General features: G+C 50.5%; 19 protein-coding genes. 12 read left to right on the top strand and 7 right to left on the bottom strand.

All coding sequences use genetic code 11. The annotated features are described in order from the left end of the window. Window positions 1-530: 530 nt before the first annotated feature. A complete protein-coding gene (locus R3B84_11090) occupies window positions 531-1,310 on the top strand; it encodes a FliA/WhiG family RNA polymerase sigma factor (GenBank protein MEZ6141105.1) in 780 nt (259 codons plus the stop codon). 125 nt (window positions 1,311-1,435) lie between these two features. Continuing rightward, entirely contained in the window at window positions 1,436-2,173 is a 738-nt protein-coding gene (locus tag R3B84_11085; GenBank protein MEZ6141104.1) for a hypothetical protein, read from the top strand. 139 nt (window positions 2,174-2,312) lie between these two features. Here R3B84_11085 and R3B84_11080 read toward each other — a convergent pair whose 3' ends face one another. From R3B84_11080 to R3B84_11060, 5 genes are all read right to left on the bottom strand, one after another. Next, on the bottom strand, window positions 2,313-3,113 hold the full coding sequence (locus R3B84_11080) for an inositol monophosphatase family protein (GenBank protein ID MEZ6141103.1): 801 nt from the start codon (window positions 3,111-3,113) through the stop codon (window positions 2,313-2,315). Further along, window positions 3,113-4,084 (bottom strand): ROK family protein, encoded by a 972-nt coding sequence (locus R3B84_11075; GenBank protein ID MEZ6141102.1) that lies wholly within the window; start codon window positions 4,082-4,084, stop codon window positions 3,113-3,115. The genes R3B84_11080 and R3B84_11075 overlap by 1 nt, the downstream gene beginning before the upstream one ends. Before the next feature lie 114 nt (window positions 4,085-4,198). Continuing rightward, window positions 4,199-4,756: a DUF1653 domain-containing protein gene (locus tag R3B84_11070; GenBank protein MEZ6141101.1), complete on the bottom strand. Its 558-nt coding sequence runs from the start codon at window positions 4,754-4,756 to the stop codon at window positions 4,199-4,201. A gap of 104 nt (window positions 4,757-4,860) precedes the next feature. After that, entirely contained in the window at window positions 4,861-6,087 is a 1,227-nt protein-coding gene (locus tag R3B84_11065; GenBank protein MEZ6141100.1) for an ABC transporter permease, read from the bottom strand. Window positions 6,088-6,131: 44 nt separating this feature from the next. Further along, window positions 6,132-6,983, bottom strand: coding sequence for an NAD(+)/NADH kinase (locus R3B84_11060; GenBank protein MEZ6141099.1), 852 nt, complete (start codon window positions 6,981-6,983; stop codon window positions 6,132-6,134). A 162-nt stretch (window positions 6,984-7,145) separates the two neighbouring features. Between R3B84_11060 and R3B84_11055 the strand changes: the two genes are divergently transcribed. From R3B84_11055 to pheA, 4 genes are all read left to right on the top strand, one after another. Continuing rightward, window positions 7,146-8,051 (top strand): DUF1559 domain-containing protein, encoded by a 906-nt coding sequence (locus tag R3B84_11055; GenBank protein MEZ6141098.1) that lies wholly within the window; start codon window positions 7,146-7,148, stop codon window positions 8,049-8,051. A 193-nt stretch (window positions 8,052-8,244) separates the two neighbouring features. Beyond that, window positions 8,245-10,257 carry an NAD-dependent DNA ligase LigA gene (gene ligA / locus R3B84_11050; GenBank protein ID MEZ6141097.1) on the top strand — a complete coding sequence of 671 codons (2,013 nt, stop codon included), beginning with the start codon at window positions 8,245-8,247 and terminating at the stop codon, window positions 10,255-10,257. 120 nt (window positions 10,258-10,377) lie between these two features. Then, complete coding sequence (gene rfbD / locus R3B84_11045; GenBank protein ID MEZ6141096.1) at window positions 10,378-11,232, top strand: dTDP-4-dehydrorhamnose reductase; 855 nt, start codon at window positions 10,378-10,380, stop codon at window positions 11,230-11,232. A gap of 128 nt (window positions 11,233-11,360) precedes the next feature. Further along, window positions 11,361-12,482, top strand: a complete 1,122-nt coding sequence (gene pheA / locus R3B84_11040; protein MEZ6141095.1) for a prephenate dehydratase — start codon at window positions 11,361-11,363, stop codon at window positions 12,480-12,482. A gap of 99 nt (window positions 12,483-12,581) precedes the next feature. On the opposite strand, the gene R3B84_11035 is transcribed toward pheA, so the two are convergent. Beyond that, window positions 12,582-13,526 carry a hypothetical protein gene (locus tag R3B84_11035; protein MEZ6141094.1) on the bottom strand — a complete coding sequence of 315 codons (945 nt, stop codon included), beginning with the start codon at window positions 13,524-13,526 and terminating at the stop codon, window positions 12,582-12,584. A gap of 141 nt (window positions 13,527-13,667) precedes the next feature. Beyond that, window positions 13,668-14,012, bottom strand: coding sequence for a Rieske 2Fe-2S domain-containing protein (locus R3B84_11030; GenBank protein MEZ6141093.1), 345 nt, complete (start codon window positions 14,010-14,012; stop codon window positions 13,668-13,670). 70 nt (window positions 14,013-14,082) lie between these two features. Between R3B84_11030 and cyaB the strand changes: the two genes are divergently transcribed. The 6 genes from cyaB (at window position 14,083) to R3B84_11000 (ending at window position 20,404) form a co-directional block, all read left to right on the top strand. Continuing rightward, on the top strand, window positions 14,083-14,661 hold the full coding sequence (cyaB, locus tag R3B84_11025) for a class IV adenylate cyclase (GenBank protein ID MEZ6141092.1): 579 nt from the start codon (window positions 14,083-14,085) through the stop codon (window positions 14,659-14,661). Beyond that, window positions 14,645-15,505, top strand: coding sequence for a pantoate--beta-alanine ligase (gene panC, locus R3B84_11020; GenBank protein MEZ6141091.1), 861 nt, complete (start codon window positions 14,645-14,647; stop codon window positions 15,503-15,505). The genes cyaB and panC overlap by 17 nt, the downstream gene beginning before the upstream one ends. Window positions 15,506-15,528: 23 nt before the next feature. Next, a complete protein-coding gene (gene mgtE / locus R3B84_11015; GenBank protein MEZ6141090.1) occupies window positions 15,529-17,136 on the top strand; it encodes a magnesium transporter in 1,608 nt (535 codons plus the stop codon). Between the two features lie 160 nt (window positions 17,137-17,296). Further along, window positions 17,297-18,262, top strand: a complete 966-nt coding sequence (locus R3B84_11010) for a metal ABC transporter substrate-binding protein (GenBank protein MEZ6141089.1) — start codon at window positions 17,297-17,299, stop codon at window positions 18,260-18,262. After that, entirely contained in the window at window positions 18,262-19,047 is a 786-nt protein-coding gene (locus R3B84_11005; protein ID MEZ6141088.1) for a metal ABC transporter ATP-binding protein, read from the top strand. Before R3B84_11010 ends, R3B84_11005 begins: the two co-directional genes overlap by 1 nt. 85 nt (window positions 19,048-19,132) lie before the next feature. Further along, on the top strand, window positions 19,133-20,404 hold the full coding sequence (locus tag R3B84_11000; GenBank protein MEZ6141087.1) for a TIGR02996 domain-containing protein: 1,272 nt from the start codon (window positions 19,133-19,135) through the stop codon (window positions 20,402-20,404). Window positions 20,405-20,406 lie beyond the last annotated feature (2 nt).

Here is a 20,406-nt window from a genome sequence, read left to right as displayed (position 1 = left end):
TCACTGAAGAAAATTTCATCCCCATTAAATTGTAGACAATCTATCCAGCGAGTGGAAAGTTCTACAAAAATGAGATCCCTCTCACAATCCGGTCTCACGCACTTCTCAGAATTGAATTATTTTCCATAGACAGAGCACACAAAGACGGTTATTGCCCGCACCCGTTGGCACAAAAGCAGTCGCATATTTTGGTTGAACCACTTTGGGGAAAGTGATTCAGCTGAAGTGGCTGGGGAAACATTGCCGGTTGTACCACGTGGCAGGGTCAGGGATGATCCTGCGACAGTGGGAAAAACTGGTTTTGAAAATTTTCCATGCTTTTAACAACGTCAGATTTCCGAATGAGGTGAGAACGGTTCGTTCCAAGTAAGGAACAATCGGGGGACGGAAGGGGATTCGCAGGCGTGATGTCCCACGTGAAAACCGGGGGTGGTTTTCAGGTGGTCAAACATCCTCGATCGGGGAATTGCTCCCACGGTGGGGCAATTATCGAGTGCCGTGCAATTCACTTCCACAGGGGGAGGAACCCAATGCTTGCTACTGTGGATATGTCGGATACGATGCAGGTTTGGAAAGCGTATCGCGAAACTTGTGACCTGAAATACCGCAATTTTCTAGTGGAAAAATACTTTCCACTGGTGAAATACAACGCAGAGCGAATCTGGGCGAAGCTACCAGACGGGGTCGATCTGGACGACCTGATTAGTTCTGGGACGTTCGGGTTGATGGACGCAATCGATGCGTTCGACCTGGAACGCGGGGTAAAATTCGAAACCTATTGTGTCCCACGGATTCGCGGTGCCATGCTGGACGAACTGCGCATGATGGATTGGGTGCCACGATTGGTGCGCTCCAAAGCCAGCAAGTTCGAAGCTGCCCGCAAAGCGCTCGAAGCAGAACTGGGCCGCCCACCACGGCCGGAAGAACTGGCTGCCCGGCTGGAAATCACACTGGATCAACTGCAGTCTTTCGTCAGCGAAGCCACCGCGGTGGGTGTGGTCAGCCTGAACAAAAAGTGGTACGAAACAGACAGCTTCAAAGATGTCCGGGAAATTGACATCCTGGAAGACAAAAAGGCGGTGGATCCCACCTTCCGGCTACAGAATAACGATATTCTGAAGCTGGTCACCAAGGGATTGAACCGTAACGAACGGTTGATCATCATTCTCTACTATTACGAAGACATGACGATGAAAGAGATTGGTGCCACATTGAATCTCTCCGAATCGCGGGTCAGTCAGATGCATTCCAGCATCGTCGATCGCCTGCAGGGCCAGTTGGCGAAAAGACGAATTGAGTTCAGTAACTAATACAGTTTCTGTCCCATGTTCCTAGTTACGGTGGGGGGCGGTTTTTTGTTGCAAATGGTTGCATAGCAAGCGTTTGCGCACAAATTTGTCTTCCCCCGCGTGGGCTGCCGCCTGGAGGGGCTTCCGTGTCTGATAAATCCACCCGCATGATTCTGGATGCACTCAGCAAAGCTGTCAGTGAACCTGCGGGGTTTGCCTTGTTCGCCACCAAAGGGGAACCTGGGTTGTTCCCCGCGAATACCACTGCCCGATTTGCTGCCGATCAGGCGAAAAATGCTGGCTGGCTTCAGGTCATCAGTGAAGATACACGTGGGAAACAGCCCGTCGAAATCTGCACCATTACACCTGCAGGGCGGGAATATCTGGTTGCCCAATCCAATCCCACCCAGCTACTTGAAGATTGCGTTCGTGTGCTGGAACTGAAATCGGAAGAACTGGCCAATATTCAAGGGACCTTACAGCACCTGGAAACAGCAATCAGCAGCCTGAAACTGCTGGTGACTGACTGTATCAGTCAGTTAGCAACCGACAGAAAAATCGCAGTACCTTCTCGTCCCACGCAGGTGGTGGATCAGGCTGCAAAACCGATGGAAGCACTTCCCGGTTTTGTGATGAACCAACTCAAGCAGTGGGCCATGGGCGACCGCACTTCGCCTGATTACCCCCTGCCACAACTGTATCAGGCGGTTACCACACAGCAACATATCAGCATCGGTGCGTACCACGATCTGCTCCGAGGCATGCACCAACAGGCCCAGATCTACCTGCACCCCTGGACCGGCCCACTATATACGCTGCCCGAACCGCAGTTCGCACTATTGGTGGGGCATGAAGTGGCCTACTACGCCAGCCAGCGCAATTAGAGCGCAAATCAATATTTTGACTTCAATTCGACTGATCTTAAATTGAAATAGGGCTAGATATTGAACTGTCTTTGGCCCTGAAGGGGCCGAAAGACAATAAGCTTTAAACAGCCATGATCACAATTACTCGAAGCTCGCTCTAAGCATTACTTTTCTGGTAATCCAGCAATTGCAGCACTTCAGCATGAAGGTGGCCGTTGGAAGCAACCACATCCGGGCGGAAAAGATCGATTCCACCAGACCAGTCGGTTAATTTTCCACCCGCTTCTGTCACAATCATCTGTAGTCCAGCAATATCCCAGGCGTGCAAACCAAAATCGACCAACAGATCGCATGAACCACGCGCCACCAGCATGAAGCCGTAGTAGTCGCCATAACCTCGTGCGCCTTCCACCTGTGCCAGCACCCGTTCAAAAGCATCACCCACCTGATAGTTGCGGAAGATTTTGACACCCGTGTAACACATCAGCGATCTGGAAAGCTCTTTTTCCTGCGAAACGGCAATGCGGGCATCATTCAGCCAGGCACCTTCTCCGATCATCGCCCGGTAGAATTCGCCCATTGCAGGTGCGTAACAGATACTGGCAACTATCTGGCCGAGATATTCCAGACCCACCAGTGTTCCCCAGTGGGGGATCCCGCGGATGAAGCACCGCGTTCCATCGATGGGGTCGATAATCCAGCGAAATGGGCTGGAGCCACTTTCTTCGCCATATTCCTCGCCAAAAAAGCCATCATTTGGAAAAAACCGCTTTAACTGTTCGCGGAGGGCTTTTTCCGCAGCACGATCAGCCACAGTAACCGGACTTTCGTCTTCTTTCCATTCCACCGTCAGGTGATCATGAAAATATTTTAATGCAATATTGCCTGCGGCACGGGTAGCATCGCAGGCTCGCTGATAGCGTTGGGCAATTTCAGGTAGTGGCAGCGGTAAGTGCATTATTCCGTTGCTCCTTGCGTCAAGCTGGCCAGATGATCCTGCACATAGGCAGCAGCACCGGTAATTCCCGCATCATCGCCCAGTTTGGCTAATACGCACGGTACGTTGAGTGCCGCATCGGGCAGAATGTAGCGTTCCGCTATTTCCCACACGTGTTCGCGAAACGGTTCGCCCAGTGCCTCTGCCAGCCCCCCACCAATGACGATGATTTCCGGTGAAACCAGATTTACCACGCTGCCAATTGCCGCACCCAGGGCTTTGGCGGCTTCATCAATTGCCTGCAGCATAATCGGATCGCTGTTTTGGTACATCTTGGCAATCTGAGAACTTTTTAATTTTTCGGTGTCAACATCTTTCCAGGTCTTGCGGACTTTTCTTGGCATGTCAGCCAGCATCGCTTTGGCATGCTTGACGATATTTTTCCGACCTGCAATATCTTCCAGGGTCTGGCCTTTTCGCCATTGCAGCACAATATGCCCAATTTCGCCGGCGTGGCCATGAAAACCGTGAAAAAGGTCGCCATTGAGGATTAATGCCCCACCCACACCAGTACCGGGAAAGATCCCAAAGACGTGTTGAGCGCCAATGGCCGCACCTTTTTTCCATTCCCCATAAGTTCCCATGCGAACATCGTTCTGCACCACGGTGGGAAATTGCCAGGTAGTCGGCAGGAGTGGTGCCAGGTCAAAATCCCGCCAGTTCAGGTTGGGTGCAAAGCGAACCACTTTGGTATTCAGCACCACCTGACCAGGGACGGACAGCCCCAGACCGGCAACCTGGTCGGTGGTCAGTTGATGTTCCGCCAGAACGGCGTGCACTGTTTCGACCACACGGGCAACCACGGCAGGCCCGCCTTCACTGGCGTTGGTGGCTGTTTTTTTTCTCTGTACCAGATTTAACTGCGAATCGAATAAGCCTGTGAGGATCTTGGTGCCACCCAAGTCAACCCCGATCCAAAACTGTTCTGCCATGTGTGGTGTACCAAAAGATATGTCTTTTCAAAATTATACATACTGGAAAGGCGCCTGGCTGAGGGATATGTGAGAAAGGGAGCATCTCGAACGCAGATCAGGGTTGAGGTTGCATCAGATAGTTCCTCCATACCGCACGCCTAGCCACACGGTCGGCTCATCTGGTGTCGTCCAGTCGACTCGATGCTTCTTGAATGCCGGAATGTTGATGAAGTCACCGGGTTTCATTTCGACCATACCATCCTCGAACTGCAACCTCGCCGCCCCCTTTAAAACGATTACCCATTCGGCCTGCGATTGGTCGTACCAGAAGTCTACTGCTGAAAAGTGACCATGGGAGATGATCCGTTCAATGCGCACGTCGGCGGCACGAATGAGCGTCTGCACTACTTCTTTTGGCAAATACGAAGGGAGATCATCAAAAATATTGGTGACGCCATCGCCGACCTGCTCACTGCTCAACCCCATGGGTTGAAAACGAGGTACGTCCTTTCCATCGACATTCACCGTCTCCGAAAACATCTGCTTCGGACGCACCCACAGCCCGTGTTCGCCGTACTCCTGCCGGTAGACGATGTGTTCTTCCAGCGTCTCGCTGTGCCGAGCCGTGCCGACGACGGTGTACTCGTTGCCTTTGTAGTGCTGATAGCGACCGGGAAGAATTTCACTCATGTCTGCACCACATTGCTTCGTTTCTTGCTGCCGAACAGAAAATCGAACAATCCCATCGTGCTACTCTACTTCGCTCTCGTCGCTTCCTTAAGCGGTTGAGGTCACTACGACAAATCGCGATCTTCAAACAGAAACAAACCCAACAGAAGTGCAATTCCGGAATACAGAACGCCATAAAAGAGCACGGTGGCCACAAACACCAGAAACTGCATCGGCTCCAGTGGGGAATCCCGCACAATGGCTGGCCCCATCCCGAACGAATTCAGTGATGGAAATACCGCATCAAATAATCTGGCGATAAAGTTAATCAGTTGCATGCCCGTGCCATCATTTTCCTGTGTTCTGGTGGCATGGAGAATGATTGGTGCCAGGTTGCCCATCAGGTAAATACCCAGGCAGATCACCAGATTGATGACAAAGTGCATCCGCGTTGCCAGCGTGGTACAGATCGCCAGCAAAACCATCACCTGTCCAAACAGTCGAATTGTTCCCATATGGTGGGCAAATGTTTCTCCCATCCAGACACCCATTCCCTTGCCAAGAGAATTTCCTTTCACATCGGGCAGTGCCTGTGCGACATGGGGAGATACCTGATCTGACATCTTCTGCATCAGCAGGTCACTCGATTCGTCCAGCGGTTCTGCAGTCAGTTTGTAATTCAGTGCGTAAGTCAGCACCCAGGTTAACACCAGTGCCATCGTCAGGCAGGCCATTAACAGCCCTATGTACTTGCCAATAAAAAACTGGCGGCGGCTGATTGGCTTACTGATCACCGTGATGGCGGTGCGGCCTTCAATTTCTTCATTAATGGTGATACTTGCTACCAGTAACCCGAATAAACCTGGGAATAACAAAATCACGTCGAACGCGACCAGTTTGTACAGGGTATAATCGTCGCCCAGTGTGAAGTAAGGCACATACATGAACAACAGAATGAGCAATGCAGAACCAATCATAATTAACCAGTACATCGGTTGACGGATCGCTTCACGCATCGCAGCGACTGCAACCGCCCCACCTTTCGGTGAAATGGCTACTGGCAAATAACGCAACGCGACAAAAAGGTCTAGAATTAATTCAAAATGCAATATGGATGCAAAAACATACCCGCGGTCTTCCACCAGTTTCACTTCGACAACAGAATTCATCCAGTATGCCAATCCTATGGTGATCGCACCTACCGCACCCAGTAGATACCCCAGGACAGTTGTATTATTAATCCATTGTTTGAATGGTCGGCTATCCAATGACCATACCCAGGGAATTGCTGCAGCAACAAGTGCCACGGCAACGACTAAACTGGCCGGAATGAGATCAAAAAATGAATTCATGTCAGTAATTTGCCAACATTATAGCGCGAATGAACCTTATTACGTTACTGATTTCCATCTGGTTCGACATGGTAATTTGGGGTGGTTCCCCAGTGAAGTTTTTCCCGCAGTGTGTGGTAATAGTTCTTGGTGGGAATTTTCACCAGCCGAAAGACCGTTGGCGACCGAGACACCCGCAACTCATTACCATCAAACACTTCGGCAATTGTTTGACCGTCAACCACCAGCCATGCACCCTCGGCATTTCGAACTCGAATCGTGTACACTTTATCGGCTGAATCGACCAGTGGGCGGGCGGTAAGTGTATGACCTGAAAGTGGGGTCATCACCATCGCATCGATCTGTTGACCGAGAATTGGCCCTCCCGCTGAAAGCGAGTGGGCAGTTGAGCCAATTGGTGTGCTGATGATCATTCCATCACCTAAAAATCGGGAAACAACCTGCTGATCTACCAACACTTCCAGATCCAGCATTTTAAACGGTGGCCCACTGCGGACAATCATTTCGTTCAGACCGAGAAATGTACTGCAGGCACCATTTGTCTGAAGGCGACATTCCAGCATCAGGTGGGATGTCGTGGTGTAATCGCCTTGCAAAATGGCTGCCAGGCAACTGGTGACCTCATCCGGGTCCAGATCCGCCAAAAACCCCAGTCTGCCCAAATTGACACCCAAAACGGGTATTTGATTGGTCGCCATCTGATTGGCAGCACGCAAAATCGCTCCATCTCCACCTAAGACCAGTGCGATATCTGCCTGAACCTGCTGTAGATTCCGTTCCCGGAACAGATCGATCAACAGGACCTCCGCACCCAGTTCTACCAGGCGACGGTGCAGGCGATCTGCTTCCTGTGGAACCCGGGGTTTCTGGCCATTACCCAAAATGATGAATCGCATGCGTCGACAAACTCGGTGCGTCAAGAATTACCACGATTTTAGGTGAAAATTCGCCCAGCAGCACTATTTTCTGGGAATTCAAGAATTTATGTTGCAACAGAGTTTACATTGGTTATACTTTGTGTTAACGCAATTATATTTTCTATTGTTGAGTATCTATTCATGGAACCGCGTTTTACAAAGAAGGGGTTTACCCTGATTGAACTGCTGGTGGTGATTGCGATCATCGCCATTTTGATTGGCCTGTTACTGCCCGCCGTGCAGAAAGTGCGGGAAGCAGCCAATCGAGCCAAATGCACTAATAATCTGAAGCAGATTGGGCTGGCCATGCATAATTATCACGCCACCTATGATCATTTTTGCCCAGGTTACACTTCAACACCCGCTTCCGTGAATGGGGATGGCCTTGGACCAGGCTGGGGCTGGGGTGCGTATCTGTTACCCTATTTAGAGCAGGAAAATCTGTTTCGACAGATCGATATCACCCGCGATATCAGCGATCCGTTCCATGCGGCTGTACGTACTACAATTCTGAAAGGATATCGCTGCCCCTCTGATTCGCCTTCGCAGGAATTGTGTTTGATTCCCACCGCTACAGGCTCAGTCAATGTCGCCTTTTCAAACTACGTTGGGATGGGCGGGACCTTCGAGGTCACTGATAACCCTGATGTGAACACAGGTATTCTGCTGCGTAACAGCAAAATTTCGACATCCGGCATTACGGATGGGACAAGTAACACCATCTTTGTTATCGAACGAGACAGCAAACGTTCGCCACTGACCACCTGGGTGGGTGCGATTACCGATTCTCATAATCCCCCACTGAATCCTGCGTACGGGCCAGAAGGTCCGCCCACGCTGATTCTGACCAATACGGGAGAACATGATGAAGGCCGCGTGCCCAACAACAACCTGCAGCATGTGGAAGACCCCACTTCACGCCATACAGCAGGGGTGAACACCCTGTTTGGTGATGGCTCGGTGCGAATGCTGAAAAACAGCATCAACCCATTTGCATGGGAGGCATATGGCACCATTGCGGGCGGGGAAGTGATTCAGGATGACTGATTTCGTCCTGACATTGCTGAAGCAATAATTTCATTGCACGATCACATTTGTGCCCATCCTTGAGAAAATCGACAACTGAGCTGGTTCGAGCACTTTCTATTCGTTACATTTCATCCCACTTGGGAAAACAGGCATTCTGCCGGAAAAAAAGTACAAAGAAAAGAACCTTCGGCAGTTCATTTGTGAGAAAACGATGAGTATCGAGCAACGAATCAGCGAGCTTCGCCAGCAGATTGATTACCACAATCAGCGGTACTATGTGGATGCGGAACCGGAAATCTCAGATCGGGAGTTTGACCGCTTGCTGCAGGAGCTGGTCGATCTGGAAAAAGCTCACCCGCAACTGGCAACTCCGGATAGCCCCACACAACGTGTCGGTGGGCAACCGATCGAAGGATTTGCCAAAATCACCCACCAGGTGCCGATGCTGTCTCTGGAAAACAGCTACGATTCGGCAGACTTAATCAAATTCGACAAAGATGTCCGAAAAGCAGCTGCGGGAGAGCATGTCGACTACACGTTGGAACTGAAAATCGATGGAGTTTCGATTTCCGTGACCTATGAAGGTGGGATTTTCCAGTTTGGTGCCACTCGTGGGGATGGCGATACCGGCGACGATGTCAGCCACAACTTACGCACCATTCTGGATGTGCCACTGAAACTGGCGGGGGAGCGCGTTCCGAATCGATTGGAAATTCGGGGCGAAATGTACATGACTCATGAAGAATTTGTGAGAATTAACCTGGAACGCACGGCTGAAGGGGAGAAACCGTACGAAAACACACGAAATTTGACCGCTGGTACCCTGAAACTGCTCGATCCTGCGCAGTCTCGCAAACGGAAGTTGCGGCTATTTGCATATGGTTTCGGTTATGCAGACGACATTAATTGTAATACGCAGCTTGAATTATTAGAGCTTTTTAAGGAAATGGGCTTGCAGGTAAACCCCCACACGGCCCACTGTCAGACGATTGAGGAAGTGATTGCCTTTTGCGATACCTGGAACACGAAACGCCACGATTTGCCCTATGATACCGACGGCATGGTGGTAAAAGTAAACTCGTTTGCGTTGCGGGAGCAACTCGGTTTTACTTCCAAAGTCCCACGGTGGGCACGAGCGTACAAATTTGCTGCGGAACAGGCAATTACCAAAATTGGTGAAATTGAACTTTCCGTGGGCAAGTTTGGTGAGCTGACCCCCGTGGCCATTTTTCAGCCACCGGTGCGTCTGGCAGGCACTACCGTCAGTCGAGCGAGCATGCACAACGCCTTCATTGTCGACCAGCTCGATGCCCGTGTGGGTGATTCCGTGGTGGTGGAAAAAGCGGGGGAAATCATACCACAGGTGGTTCAGGTGATTACGGAATCCCGAACCGGAGAGGAAAAACCACTCGTCTGGCCCAGCACCTGTCCGATCTGTCAGGGTGCGGTAGAACGGCAGGAAAGTAACAGTAGTTACGGCTACCGCTGCACCAATACGGCCACGTGTCCCGCCCAACTATCTGGACGGTTAATTTCCTATGCCAACCGCGAGCGGATGGATATTGATGGACTGGGCGACGAAGTAGCAAAACAATTGGTCGAAAGCGGACTCGTCAAAAGCCTTCCCGATCTTTATTCGCTGACCGAAAAGCAACTGCTGACGCTCGACAAGTTTAAAAAAGCAAAAGCTACCAACCTGTTAAAAGGAATTGAAGCGAGCAAAGGCCGCACGCTGGCAAGATTAATCGCCGCACTCAGCATCTATACGGTGGGGGACAGCCTGTCGGAAATTATTGCCAAAGAGTTCCCAACGATGGATCAGTTAGTGGCTGCCAGCGAAGATCAGATTTCAACTGTAAAAGGTTTGGGGCCAAAAAGGGCGAAATATATCTTCGATTTCTTCCATAGCCCCACCGGTATAGAACTGGTGCAGCAGTTAAAGGCGGCTGGAGTATGCATGGAGCAACCAGTCAGCACCACCACCCACGCCCAGGTGTTTGCGGGCAAAACGCTGGTGGTGACTGGCACACTAACCAAGTATAAACGCACCGAAATTGAATCGCTAATCAAAACATACGGTGGCACCGTTGCAGGAAGTGTTTCCAAAAAAACATCCCTCTTGATTGCTGGTGCTGATGCAGGCTCCAAGCTGGCCAAAGCCACCGAACTGGGTGTAACGGTAATTTCTGAAGACGACTTTGAAGCAATGCTTCCGAGTGAATAGCCAAAGCTGTTGAATATGGCTTCGTTGTTCACTTTCACTGATAGCGGTGCACAAATGCCTTCATTGCCTTCGGATACTATAATTCTTGTTTCATGAACAGCACTTTGCCTGTGGGAATCTATGCGTGCAATCATTGTCGGTGGGAATGGCCAACTTGGTCAGGAATTTTCGCAACTGCTTTTAGATCAGGCAGTTGTGGCGAATCGTAGCTCCATCGACTTGCAAAGTATGCCCAGCATTGAAGCGTTTCTTGATGCCCACCAGCCTACGGTAGTACTGAATTGTGCCGCTTATAACTTTGTAGATCGCGCAGAAAGTGAAGCGGATGCTGCGTTTGCCACCAATGCCCATGCGGTTCATCACCTGGCAAAAGCATGCCAGCAACGTGGCATCAAGTTCGTACATTTCAGCACAGACCATGTATTTGGGGGCGATTCTCAGCGTTCGATTCCTTATTGTGAAGGTGATCTACCCGCACCCGTATCGGTTTATGGGTGCAGCAAATTAGCAGGTGAACATCTCGCATTGGCAACCTGTCCATCTGCCTTGATTATCCGCACCTGCGGCCTTTACAGCTACCTCGGCAGTGGTGGCAAAGGGAACAATTTCGTCTTAACAATGCTGCGGCTGGCAGAGCGAAAAACCTTAAAAGTGATCGATGACCAGATCTGCTCTCCCACTTTTGCGGGTGATCTGGCAGCAAAAACGCTCGAATTGCTGGCAGTCCACGCACAGGGGGTTTTCCACATCACCAATCAGGGTGGGTGCTCCTGGTGGGAATTCGCTAAAACAATATTCGAATATGCGAATCTTGATGTTGAGGTGCAGAAAATCCGCACTGCAGAGTACGGACAGCCCGCACGTCGACCTGCTTACAGCGTCTTAAGTAGTGAAAGATTAGATACTTGGGGAATTGCACCCCTCCCCACCTGGCGCGATGCGGTGCGGCAATTTCTGAAAAAAAGCAATCTCTGAATTTCCACTGAAAACAGACATTCAGTCAATATCCTGAAAATACGAAGCGAAGAACAGGTTGTACATGATTTTGAAGTTGCTCAAGCGGCCAATTTCATGAGAAGATTTTCACAAAGGAAGCAGGCGCGATGGCTCCCAAACGCACCAAAGAGAACGCGGACTTACCTGTCAGTTCGAAAGATTTAAAAAGTTTTCGAACCCAGATCGACCAATTGGATCTGAAAATTCTGGAATTGATCAATCAACGTGCGGAGTTGGCCAGTCGGATCGGCAAAGTCAAGTCGGCAAATAATGAGAGTGTGTTTTCACCCGCACGTGAAGAAGAAGTCATTTCGAATGTGCTTTCGGCCAATGATGGCCCACTGCCGGAAGTCACGATTCGGGCGATTTATCGCGAAATTATCAGTGGGTCACGTGCGTTACAAAAAATCGACCGTGTCGCCTATCTGGGACCAGAATACAGCTTCAGCTACCTGGCTGCCCTGCACCGCTTTGGCCGTGCATCAGAACTCGTGGGCGTGAGCAACATTGCTGCCGTTTTTGAAGAAGTGGAGAGGGAACATGTCGATTATGGCGTGGTGCCACTGGAAAATTCCACTGATGGCCGCGTTGCCGACACGCTGGACATGTTTGTGCGGATGCCAGAGATTAAAATTTGCTCAGAAGTTCGCCTGCGGGTACACCACAACTTGCTGGCGAACGGCGAACAGGCGGAAATCCGCAGAGTTTACAGCAAGCCCCAGGCACTTTCGCAGTGCCGCAACTGGCTGGCGAAAAATCTACCCCAGGCCAGCCTGCATGAGGTAACCAGCACCACAGCAGCGGCAGAAATTGTGAAAACTACTCCTGGTTCAGCTGCGGTGGCTTCACGTGAAGCGGCTGTTCAATTTGGGCTGAAAATCCTGTTTACCAGTATTGAGGATTCGCCCCACAACGAAACGCGTTTTGCGGTGATTGGCTCCCACGCTGCTGATCGCACAGGAAATGACAAAACCGCCATCATGTTCATGATTCCCCACAGCCCGGGTGCGTTGGCGGATATTCTGAACGAGTTCAAGAAAAACAAAGTGAACATGACCTGGATTGAATCGTACCCCTACCCACAGGCGAAGGGGGAGTATGTTTTTTTCGTGGATTTCGACGGCCATTCCGAAGATTTGAAGGTCAAAAAAACGCTCAACAGTCTGGCAAAGCAATGCCACACATTCCACAATCTGGGATCCTACCCAGTCGCCAGCCTGGTGGAATAATTGTTGGATTGTCCCAAAGCCAAAGATGGGAATCTGTTGGGAAAAGAACCAATTATTAAGATTTGCTCACTTCATTCGGCCTGAGGCAAAGCTCATTCTTTAATTGTCGTTCGACTGGAAGATTGGCTTCTGACGCAACATCTGCTCGATCGGGCCGATTTTGAAACCGATCAACGCCACGTTGGGCATGCGGAATTCGTGGCGATCAGCACCTGCAGTGCGTACCGTTAAATCCCCACTGCCGAAACCAAGGAAGATGTGACGGAACCAGTCGTCACGGTGCTTTTCAATGGTCATCCCCATGGTGTCGTACACTTTTTCGCGTCCGCCAATCTGTTCGCACACGCGAATCTGCCCTGGGGTGAACACAATGTAAGAACGTCGGTCGAATACAAAGAACGCGACAAGCCAAGCAATCAGCAGCACGATCGCAAGGAAAATATACCCCGCCATATTAATGTAGATGTGAAGGCCACCAAATGCGTTGAAGATATCGTCCCACCAGCCAAACAAGCTGATGAACAGCGACAAAGTCACACAGCCAATAATCGCCACCAGCGACCACAAGCCCCGCAGCGGCACGTTGGTAATGATGATTACCAGACTGAGAATAATCAGGAAGAGTGGGCCCATCCATGATTTTGCACTGACGCGGGTCAGAATTCGAGATGCTTCCGCACCCATTTCCAGGTTGTTGGGCAGCGTCTTCGCTTCTTCGCGTTTTTTCTGTTCTTCAGGTGTTAATGCCTTGGTGTGTTTCGCAAGTTGGTGACCATCCCCCTCGACGTAAATTGTCATCTTGGTAGCGGGATTGCCATCAGCACCTTGAATCGAAGATTTCACCGCGACAGAACCAGCTGGGATAATTGCCAGACGGTTCCCTTCGAGGAAAGTCCAGAAAGCAAAGACGAGACCGAAAAACCAGATTGGCCACCAGTAATACAAGCTGGAGTGGCTGATGATACGGATCTCATTCGGTGCCGAAGCCTTTGAAGCTGCGGGGGTACTTGAAACCGGTGTTTGTGGGGTTTCAGGGGTCGACATGAAAATTTCCTCGCTACGAGTTACAAACCAAGAAATCTTACTTCTGTAACACTATTCGTATTTCAACTCACCATCTTAGGTAAATCTGAGATAATTTAAGGATTTCCTGTCCGAGAAACAGAATTTCTTGCTGAAAGAATGTCAAGTGATGACAGGTAGCCCGGAATCCGTGGGCAAGGTGGGCAAAACGACATAAATCTGCTGCTCATCCACCTGAACCCCAAACGATTGTATACATATGCGAGGATTGTCTGCCCACGCACCATCCGCAAGCCGGATTCTCCAGTAGTGCCATGGGCAGGTAACGATGCCATTTTCGACGTAACCACCTGCCAGCGAAGCACCTGCGTGCGGACAGCGGTCGTCAATTGCAAAAAATCCATCCGGAGTGTGGAAGACGCTGATCGGCTGTTGCCCCACCACGATCGTTTTGCATTCATTTAACGGTAAATCAGCCACCGTGCATACAAGATGTCGCGTACTCATCAGTTACCATTCTTGTTCAATCGAAAATCCTGACCTATCCTATCTTGTAGCGAGACAAAGCGGGGCGGAAATGCTCGAAATCGAAATTAAGTATGCCTTACCCCACCTTGAATCGGTTCGGGAGCTATTAATTCAGCTTGGGGCGGAATGCGTGGGCACCCAACTGGAAGATGATACTTACCTGAAACCGCCCGACCGGGATTTTGCACAGACCGATGAAGCACTGCGACTGCGTTTGATCGGTGACCAGTTGATGGTCACTTATAAAGGACCTCGCCGTTCCGGAATTACCAAGAGCAGGCAGGAAATAGAACTGCCGTTACTGACCACACTTTCAGAAGCATTAGAATTTTTTCAGGCACTTCGATATCAGGTGGTTGCTACAATTCATAAAGAGCGGGAAATCTTTCAACTCAATCGGGACGGATTTACCATCCACGCCTGCCTGGACTGTGTCCGCGGGCTGGGGGATTTTATTGAACTGGAAGTCCTGGCGTCCGAAGAGCAGGAAACCCGCATCCAACCACTGCTGAATCAGTTGTCCCAGCAACTGCATTTAAGCCGCATGGAGCCGCGTTCCTACCTGGAAATGCTACTCCTGCTCAACCCCGCCGGAGAATCAAGATTTGTCAATGGAAGTGCTGCCTGAAATCATTCCCAGTATTGCCCTCATTCGCGAAAAAATACGGTCGATTCACCACGAAGGGAAACTGATTGGCCTGGTGCCAACAATGGGCGCCTTACATGACGGCCATGCCGAACTCATGCGCACGGCACGTGGGCAATGCGACTACCTGGTGACCTCCATTTTTGTCAATCCGGTGCAGTTTGGACCCAATGAAGATTATGACCGCTACCCACGCACGTTTGAAGCAGACAAGGAACTGTGTCGTGGCTGTGGGGTGGATGCAATTTTCGCCCCCACGGTGGGGGAAATGTATCCCGACGGCTTTCAGACCTACATCGACGTAACTGAAGTATCCAAAGGACTTTGCGGCGATCGACGTCCCCACCATTTCCGGGGCGTTACCACCGTTGTGGGCAAATTATTTCACATAGTATCACCTGATATTGCCTGGTTCGGCCAGAAAGACGCCCAACAGGTGCGGGTCATCCGCCAGATGGTCAAGGATCTGCTGTTCCCGGTCAACATCGTGGAAGTGCCCACCGTGCGGGAGCCAGACGGGCTGGCACTCAGTTCCCGCAACCGCTATCTGACTGAGAGCCAACGCACGCAGGCGACTTGTCTGGTACAGGCACTTCGGCACGCGGAAGCCAAATTGAAAACCGGCGTCAGGCAGGTCAGCCAGTTGCGACTGGAAATGATTGCCATTGTCGATGCGATGCCTGATGCCAGGCTGGACTACATCGAAATTGTGGATGAACAGACTTTGCAGCCGATGACAGAAATTGACCGCCCCGCATTGGTGGCATTAGCGGTTTATTTTGATCAAACCCGCTTGATTGATAATACTATCCTTGTCCCCAATTAAATCTCTTGCTTGGTGGAGCAACCATGCTCAACCCCCTGTTCGTTCCGGAAGTCCGGAAAATGATTGTTGATGAAAATGATAAAGGGATGAAAGCCTTTGTCGAAATGCTCCACCCTTCCACCGTTGTGGCGGTGCTGTCGGACAATCAATTTTCGGAAGAAGATGTCTGGAAAGTGCTGAAAAATACCGAATTTCCGAAACAGGCAGCTATTTTCGAATACTTTCCTGTGGAAAAGCAGGTGGAGCTGGCACGTGGTGTGGGGCAGTCCCACCTGGCGAAAGTGATTGAAGTGATGTCGTCGGACGACCGCGTCGATCTGTTACGACGCCTCGATCCGCAGGCGATGGAAGCAATTGTGCGACTGGTCGATGAAGCGGAACGGCGGGATATTGCCAATCTGTTTCGCTATCAGGAAAACACGGTGGGGTCGATTATGACCACCGATTACGCCTTGTTACACCTGGGGATTACAGCTGGCTATGCGATCGACAGGCTGCGTCTTCAGGCACCCGACAAAGAGACCATTTACTACATCTACATCCTGCAGGAAAACACTCGTAAGTTATTGGGGATTCTGCCTTTACGTTCATTAGTGCTGGCTGGTCGCTTCACTCCGATCAAGGATATCGTGGATACGGGCGACCTGGTGGCATTGCGACCGGATGACGACCAGACCGTGGCGGCCAGCAAATTGGCGGAATATGACCTGGTAGCCATTCCCGTGGTAGATGACCAGCGACGATTGGTGGGGATTGTTACCCACGATGATGTCATCGATGTGATTACCGATGAAGCCACCGAGGATATGCAGAAACAGGCCGCTGTGGGCACCCTGACAGGGGACTTTACACAAACCAGTTTTTTTACTGTCTGGCGAAAACGAGCATTCTGGCTTTCATTGTTGTTCGTTGGGGAATTGGCTACCTTTTCGGTGATGGCCGAGTTTGAAGAACCCCTGACGGCAGTTGTCGCCCTGAGCTTCTTCGTTCCCCTCTGTATTTCCACAGGTGGGAATTCCGGTTCCCAGGCGGCATCACTCACCACGCGAGCACTGGCGCTAGGGTTTATCCGCTTTGGCGATTGGAAGAAAATCCTGACACGGGAACTGACAATGGGGCTGGTGTTGGGCCTGACCCTGGGACTGATGGGACTGCTACGGGGTGCGACTACCTCCGACGATGTCCGCAGTGCCCGTAAAGAACTAAAGGAATCGTTCGAAGTGCTTGTACCAAAAGAGGTTACGTTGAACAAGGGTGCAGAAATACAGATTCCGACAGGCTCCCGCATTCTGGCTAGCGATCCCAGCCACGCCAACGCCTATATTGGTCTACCAAGTGGGCAGCAGTTTCTGGAAGAACCATCCCACGTGGAAGGGTTTCGGAAGTACATTTTCCCCGAAGGCTGTTCGTTGCGAAGTGAAACCGCGAACCGTTGGCTCTTTGCGCTGGTCATCGCACAATCGGTGGCCTTTGTCTGCATCTGGGGAACAGTGCTTGGTTCGATGTTGCCATTGGTATTTTCAAAGTTCGGCATCGATCCCGCCTTTGCGTCTGGTCCCTTCGTCGCCACATTTGTGGATGTGACAGGCATTCTGATTTATTTTTCGATTGCCAGTGCCTATTTGCTCTAAGCTCAACTATCAGTTCTCTCAGTTCAGCTGAAGGTGCCCGGCCCGGGATCGTTTGTTCCTTTGCCTTGTGAACAAATTTTGGTAAAACATCGTATAATTGCGTAGTAGACTCTCCCACAGAGTTTTAGTTAATGTGCGTCACTGAAACAAAGGTAAGACGATGAATCGTCGACAGTTTTTTGCTGCCAGTGCTGGTGTTTTGCCCGTGGTGGCAGGTTGCAGCATCAGTTCCGTAGAAGATCCCTGGAAATCTGCGGGAAATAAACCAAAAATTCTGACCAGTTTTGCCCCACTGTATTGCTTTGCGGCAAAAGTGGCTGGGGAAGATGCTGCCGTAAAATGCCTGCTGACGACACGTGGGCCGCACTTTCATAATGATGCCACCGTAACCGACCTGGAACTGGCACGTGGTTGCACCGCTTTTGTCATCAATGGGATCGGCCTGGATGAAGGGCTGGCAGACAAATTGGGCTCGAACTGTGGTAATCCCAGCTGGCAGGTAGCCAATCTGGGTGCCTCGATCAAGGAACACCATTTGCGGGAGGGTGCCTGCCACCACGATCACGGTGCGGGCGAAGAACATGATCATGGCCACGATCCCCACGTTTGGCTGGGTGCAAAGCATGCCCAGACAATGACCCAGGCGATGATTGATTTCATGGTCAAAATTGATCCTTCACGTGAACAAGGTTACCGCTCGCGTGGTGCGAGCTTTATTCAGGAATTGCAACAACTGGCCCTGACTGGCAAAGAACGACTGAGCAAATGCAAGGATCGTCGGCTGATCAGTTTTCATGATTCTCTGGTCTATTTCGGCGACACCTATGGTGTTGACATTGTCGATTCCATTGAATTGGAAGCGGGCCACGAACCCTCGGCACCCCGCATCAATGCGCTGGCCAGAAAATGCCGATTGGCCAATGTGCGCCTGATTGCCGTAGAGCCACAATTTCCTTCCCACACCTCCGCACGCCTGTTACTGCAGGAACTGCGAAAGCAAAATGTAGATGCCCAGTTTGTGGAAGTGGATCCAATGGAAACCTGTGCTGAAAACGATCTGACCGCCGACTACTATGTGCGGCGGATTACGATGAATATTGACAACCTGGTGGCGGCGATGTCCTGATGGAATCTTTGCTGGAAGTTAAAAATTTATGTGTCACCTTAACAGGTAGACCCATTCTTAAGAATCTGACTCTGGCTATTCCCAAAGGCCAGATCTCTGCCCTGATTGGGTTGAATGGTTCTGGAAAGTCGACCTTTTTGAAGACACTCCTGGGAGAGCACCACTTTTCAGGTGATGTGCTGCATTTGTGCACGTCTGGCAGAAAAAGAGGCCTGCCGGAACGGGTGGGCTATGTTCCTCAGAAGTTGTCAATCGATGCCCGCTTACCCTTGACGGTGCTGGAGTTCATTGCTCTCTCCTGTCAACGCCGCCCACTGATACTGGGGATTTCGCGTGCTACGAAAGAACTTGCGAAAACGATTCTGAAAAAAGTTTACGCCGAGCACCTGTTACAATCTCAACTCGCGAAACTCTCCGGTGGGGAAATGCAACGGGTGTTACTGGCGATTGCGCTCCACCCCACCCCGGAAATTTTGTTGTTGGATGAACCCGCTGCGGGCATCGATTTTGCCGATCAGGAACCGTTTTACCAATTGATTTCCCAATTGAACAAAGACCTGGGCGTTACTGTGGTGCTGGTTTCCCATGATCTGCATATCGTCAAAAAGTATGCCAATGTGGTCTATTGCTTACGAAGTGGCAATATTGTGCTGCAGGGAAATCCTGAAGAAGTTCTCACAAATGAGAATCTTGTCAAAACTTTTGGACGTGCAGCCAGCTTTCTCTTTTCCTCTGCAGGTGGGGAAGAAACTACCCACGTGCACGATGTCACCTGCATTCATTAAGATTCACTCATATTTTTCCAGGTCAGTACGGGCATCGGCCTGATTTGTGCTAGATTTCTGGAATCTCTTCAGGTATGCTGCACAGATGGAACAAATGAACCTGCACGAGCGATTTCTGGAAGCGATTTGTGCAGAACCGGATGATGACTTGCCAAGATTGGTTTATGCAGACTGGCTGGATGCACAAAACAATCCCCGTGGGGAGTTTATTCGGTTGCAATGTCTGTTGCATCGCTTACCCACTGATCACCCCACTAGAAAAGTTTTGGCTGCAAGAACTTACATGCTGTCGTTGCAGTTGAAAAGGATGTACCGCGAAGCACTGCTGAAATTCACCACGGTGCTGCCGGAATACCAGCGGGGATTCATCGAAAGCATTGTGATTGATGCACAGGTGTTTATTCGGAATTTTGCAGAAATCTTTCGGCTCGCACCGATTCAGCACGTTACTTTTATCGATGTGGGGAATTGCCTCTCTCAGTTATTTGATTGTCCCGGAGTGGCCCGTCTGCGATCGATTGCCATTTTTGCCCAGCATTTAGGCGAAGATCTTGGCCTGGTGGTAGCCAATTCGCCCCACCTGGAACGGTTACAAACCTTGAAGTTACGTCGGAATCGCCTTCGCTCGCAAGGTGCGGCATTGCTGGCAAACACTACCAACTTGCCGGGACTCACGACGCTGGATTGCAGCGAAAACGAAATTGGCGATGAATTTCTATATTCCCTGGCAAGATCGCGACACCTGAATTCATTAAAAAATCTCATTGTTTCACAAAACGAGATCACACTTGCTGGTTTGCAGGCAGTGTTATCACCCGTTGGGTTGCCGAATCTGTCCCGCGTGGTGCTGCAATATAACCAATTAGCTATATTAGAACGCGGTAGAACATCACTTCAGTTTGGTTCGAATACCGGGAGGGTGCAGCACCTTGATTTGTCGCACAACGGTTTGAATGCCACGGTTTTGTCCCACATTCTGGAAATGAATGGGTTAGATCAAATAACCGATTTGAACTTATCCTACAACGACTTAGGAAATCAGGGAGCATGGGTGATTGCCCACTGGCCTGGTGCCTGTCATCTGGAAAACTTAAATCTGGGAAACAACCGAATCAGCGATGATGGTGCCCGGGTGCTGGCCCGAGCCAACAATATGTACTCATTAAAACGGCTCGATTTACGCGAAAATCCCATCCACAATAATGGTGCCAAAGAGTTTCTTGATCCCACGGTGCTCCCAAGTCTGGAGGGGGTCGAACTTTCGATGATGGGCATTTCTGGGCAAATGTGGACCGAGTTGCGAGAGTATTTTGACAAAAAGATGCTCGAAAACCAAATGAAAAGCAATTCAAATTAGAA

This window comes from Zavarzinella sp., assembly GCA_041399155.1.
GTDB lineage: Bacteria > Planctomycetota > Planctomycetia > Gemmatales > Gemmataceae > JAWKTI01.
The sequence above is the reverse complement of the archived record's forward strand: the minus strand, read 5'-3'. Positions and strand labels throughout refer to the sequence as shown.

Bases quoted from the DNA above. Each gene is read 5' to 3' on its own strand.
- R3B84_11005 (MEZ6141088.1), top strand. From the start codon at position 18,262: ATGGAATCTTTGCTGGAAGTTAAAAATTTATGTGTCACCTTAACAGGT.
- R3B84_11070 (MEZ6141101.1), bottom strand. From the start codon at position 4,756: ATGAGTGAAATTCTTCCCGGTCGCTATCAGCACTACAAAGGCAACGAG.
- R3B84_11065 (MEZ6141100.1), bottom strand. From the start codon at position 6,087: ATGAATTCATTTTTTGATCTCATTCCGGCCAGTTTAGTCGTTGCCGTG.
- R3B84_11060 (MEZ6141099.1), bottom strand. From the start codon at position 6,983: ATGCGATTCATCATTTTGGGTAATGGCCAGAAACCCCGGGTTCCACAG.
- panC (MEZ6141091.1), top strand. From the start codon at position 14,645: ATGGAAGTGCTGCCTGAAATCATTCCCAGTATTGCCCTCATTCGCGAA.
- ligA (MEZ6141097.1), top strand. From the start codon at position 8,245: ATGAGTATCGAGCAACGAATCAGCGAGCTTCGCCAGCAGATTGATTAC.
- rfbD (MEZ6141096.1), top strand. From the start codon at position 10,378: ATGCGTGCAATCATTGTCGGTGGGAATGGCCAACTTGGTCAGGAATTT.
- cyaB (MEZ6141092.1), top strand. From the start codon at position 14,083: ATGCTCGAAATCGAAATTAAGTATGCCTTACCCCACCTTGAATCGGTT.
- R3B84_11055 (MEZ6141098.1), top strand. From the start codon at position 7,146: ATGGAACCGCGTTTTACAAAGAAGGGGTTTACCCTGATTGAACTGCTG.
- R3B84_11035 (MEZ6141094.1), bottom strand. From the start codon at position 13,526: ATGTCGACCCCTGAAACCCCACAAACACCGGTTTCAAGTACCCCCGCA.
- mgtE (MEZ6141090.1), top strand. From the start codon at position 15,529: ATGCTCAACCCCCTGTTCGTTCCGGAAGTCCGGAAAATGATTGTTGAT.
- R3B84_11000 (MEZ6141087.1), top strand. From the start codon at position 19,133: ATGGAACAAATGAACCTGCACGAGCGATTTCTGGAAGCGATTTGTGCA.
- R3B84_11090 (MEZ6141105.1), top strand. From the start codon at position 531: ATGCTTGCTACTGTGGATATGTCGGATACGATGCAGGTTTGGAAAGCG.
- pheA (MEZ6141095.1), top strand. From the start codon at position 11,361: ATGGCTCCCAAACGCACCAAAGAGAACGCGGACTTACCTGTCAGTTCG.
- R3B84_11080 (MEZ6141103.1), bottom strand. From the start codon at position 3,113: ATGCACTTACCGCTGCCACTACCTGAAATTGCCCAACGCTATCAGCGA.
- R3B84_11010 (MEZ6141089.1), top strand. From the start codon at position 17,297: ATGAATCGTCGACAGTTTTTTGCTGCCAGTGCTGGTGTTTTGCCCGTG.
- R3B84_11075 (MEZ6141102.1), bottom strand. From the start codon at position 4,084: ATGGCAGAACAGTTTTGGATCGGGGTTGACTTGGGTGGCACCAAGATC.
- R3B84_11030 (MEZ6141093.1), bottom strand. From the start codon at position 14,012: ATGAGTACGCGACATCTTGTATGCACGGTGGCTGATTTACCGTTAAAT.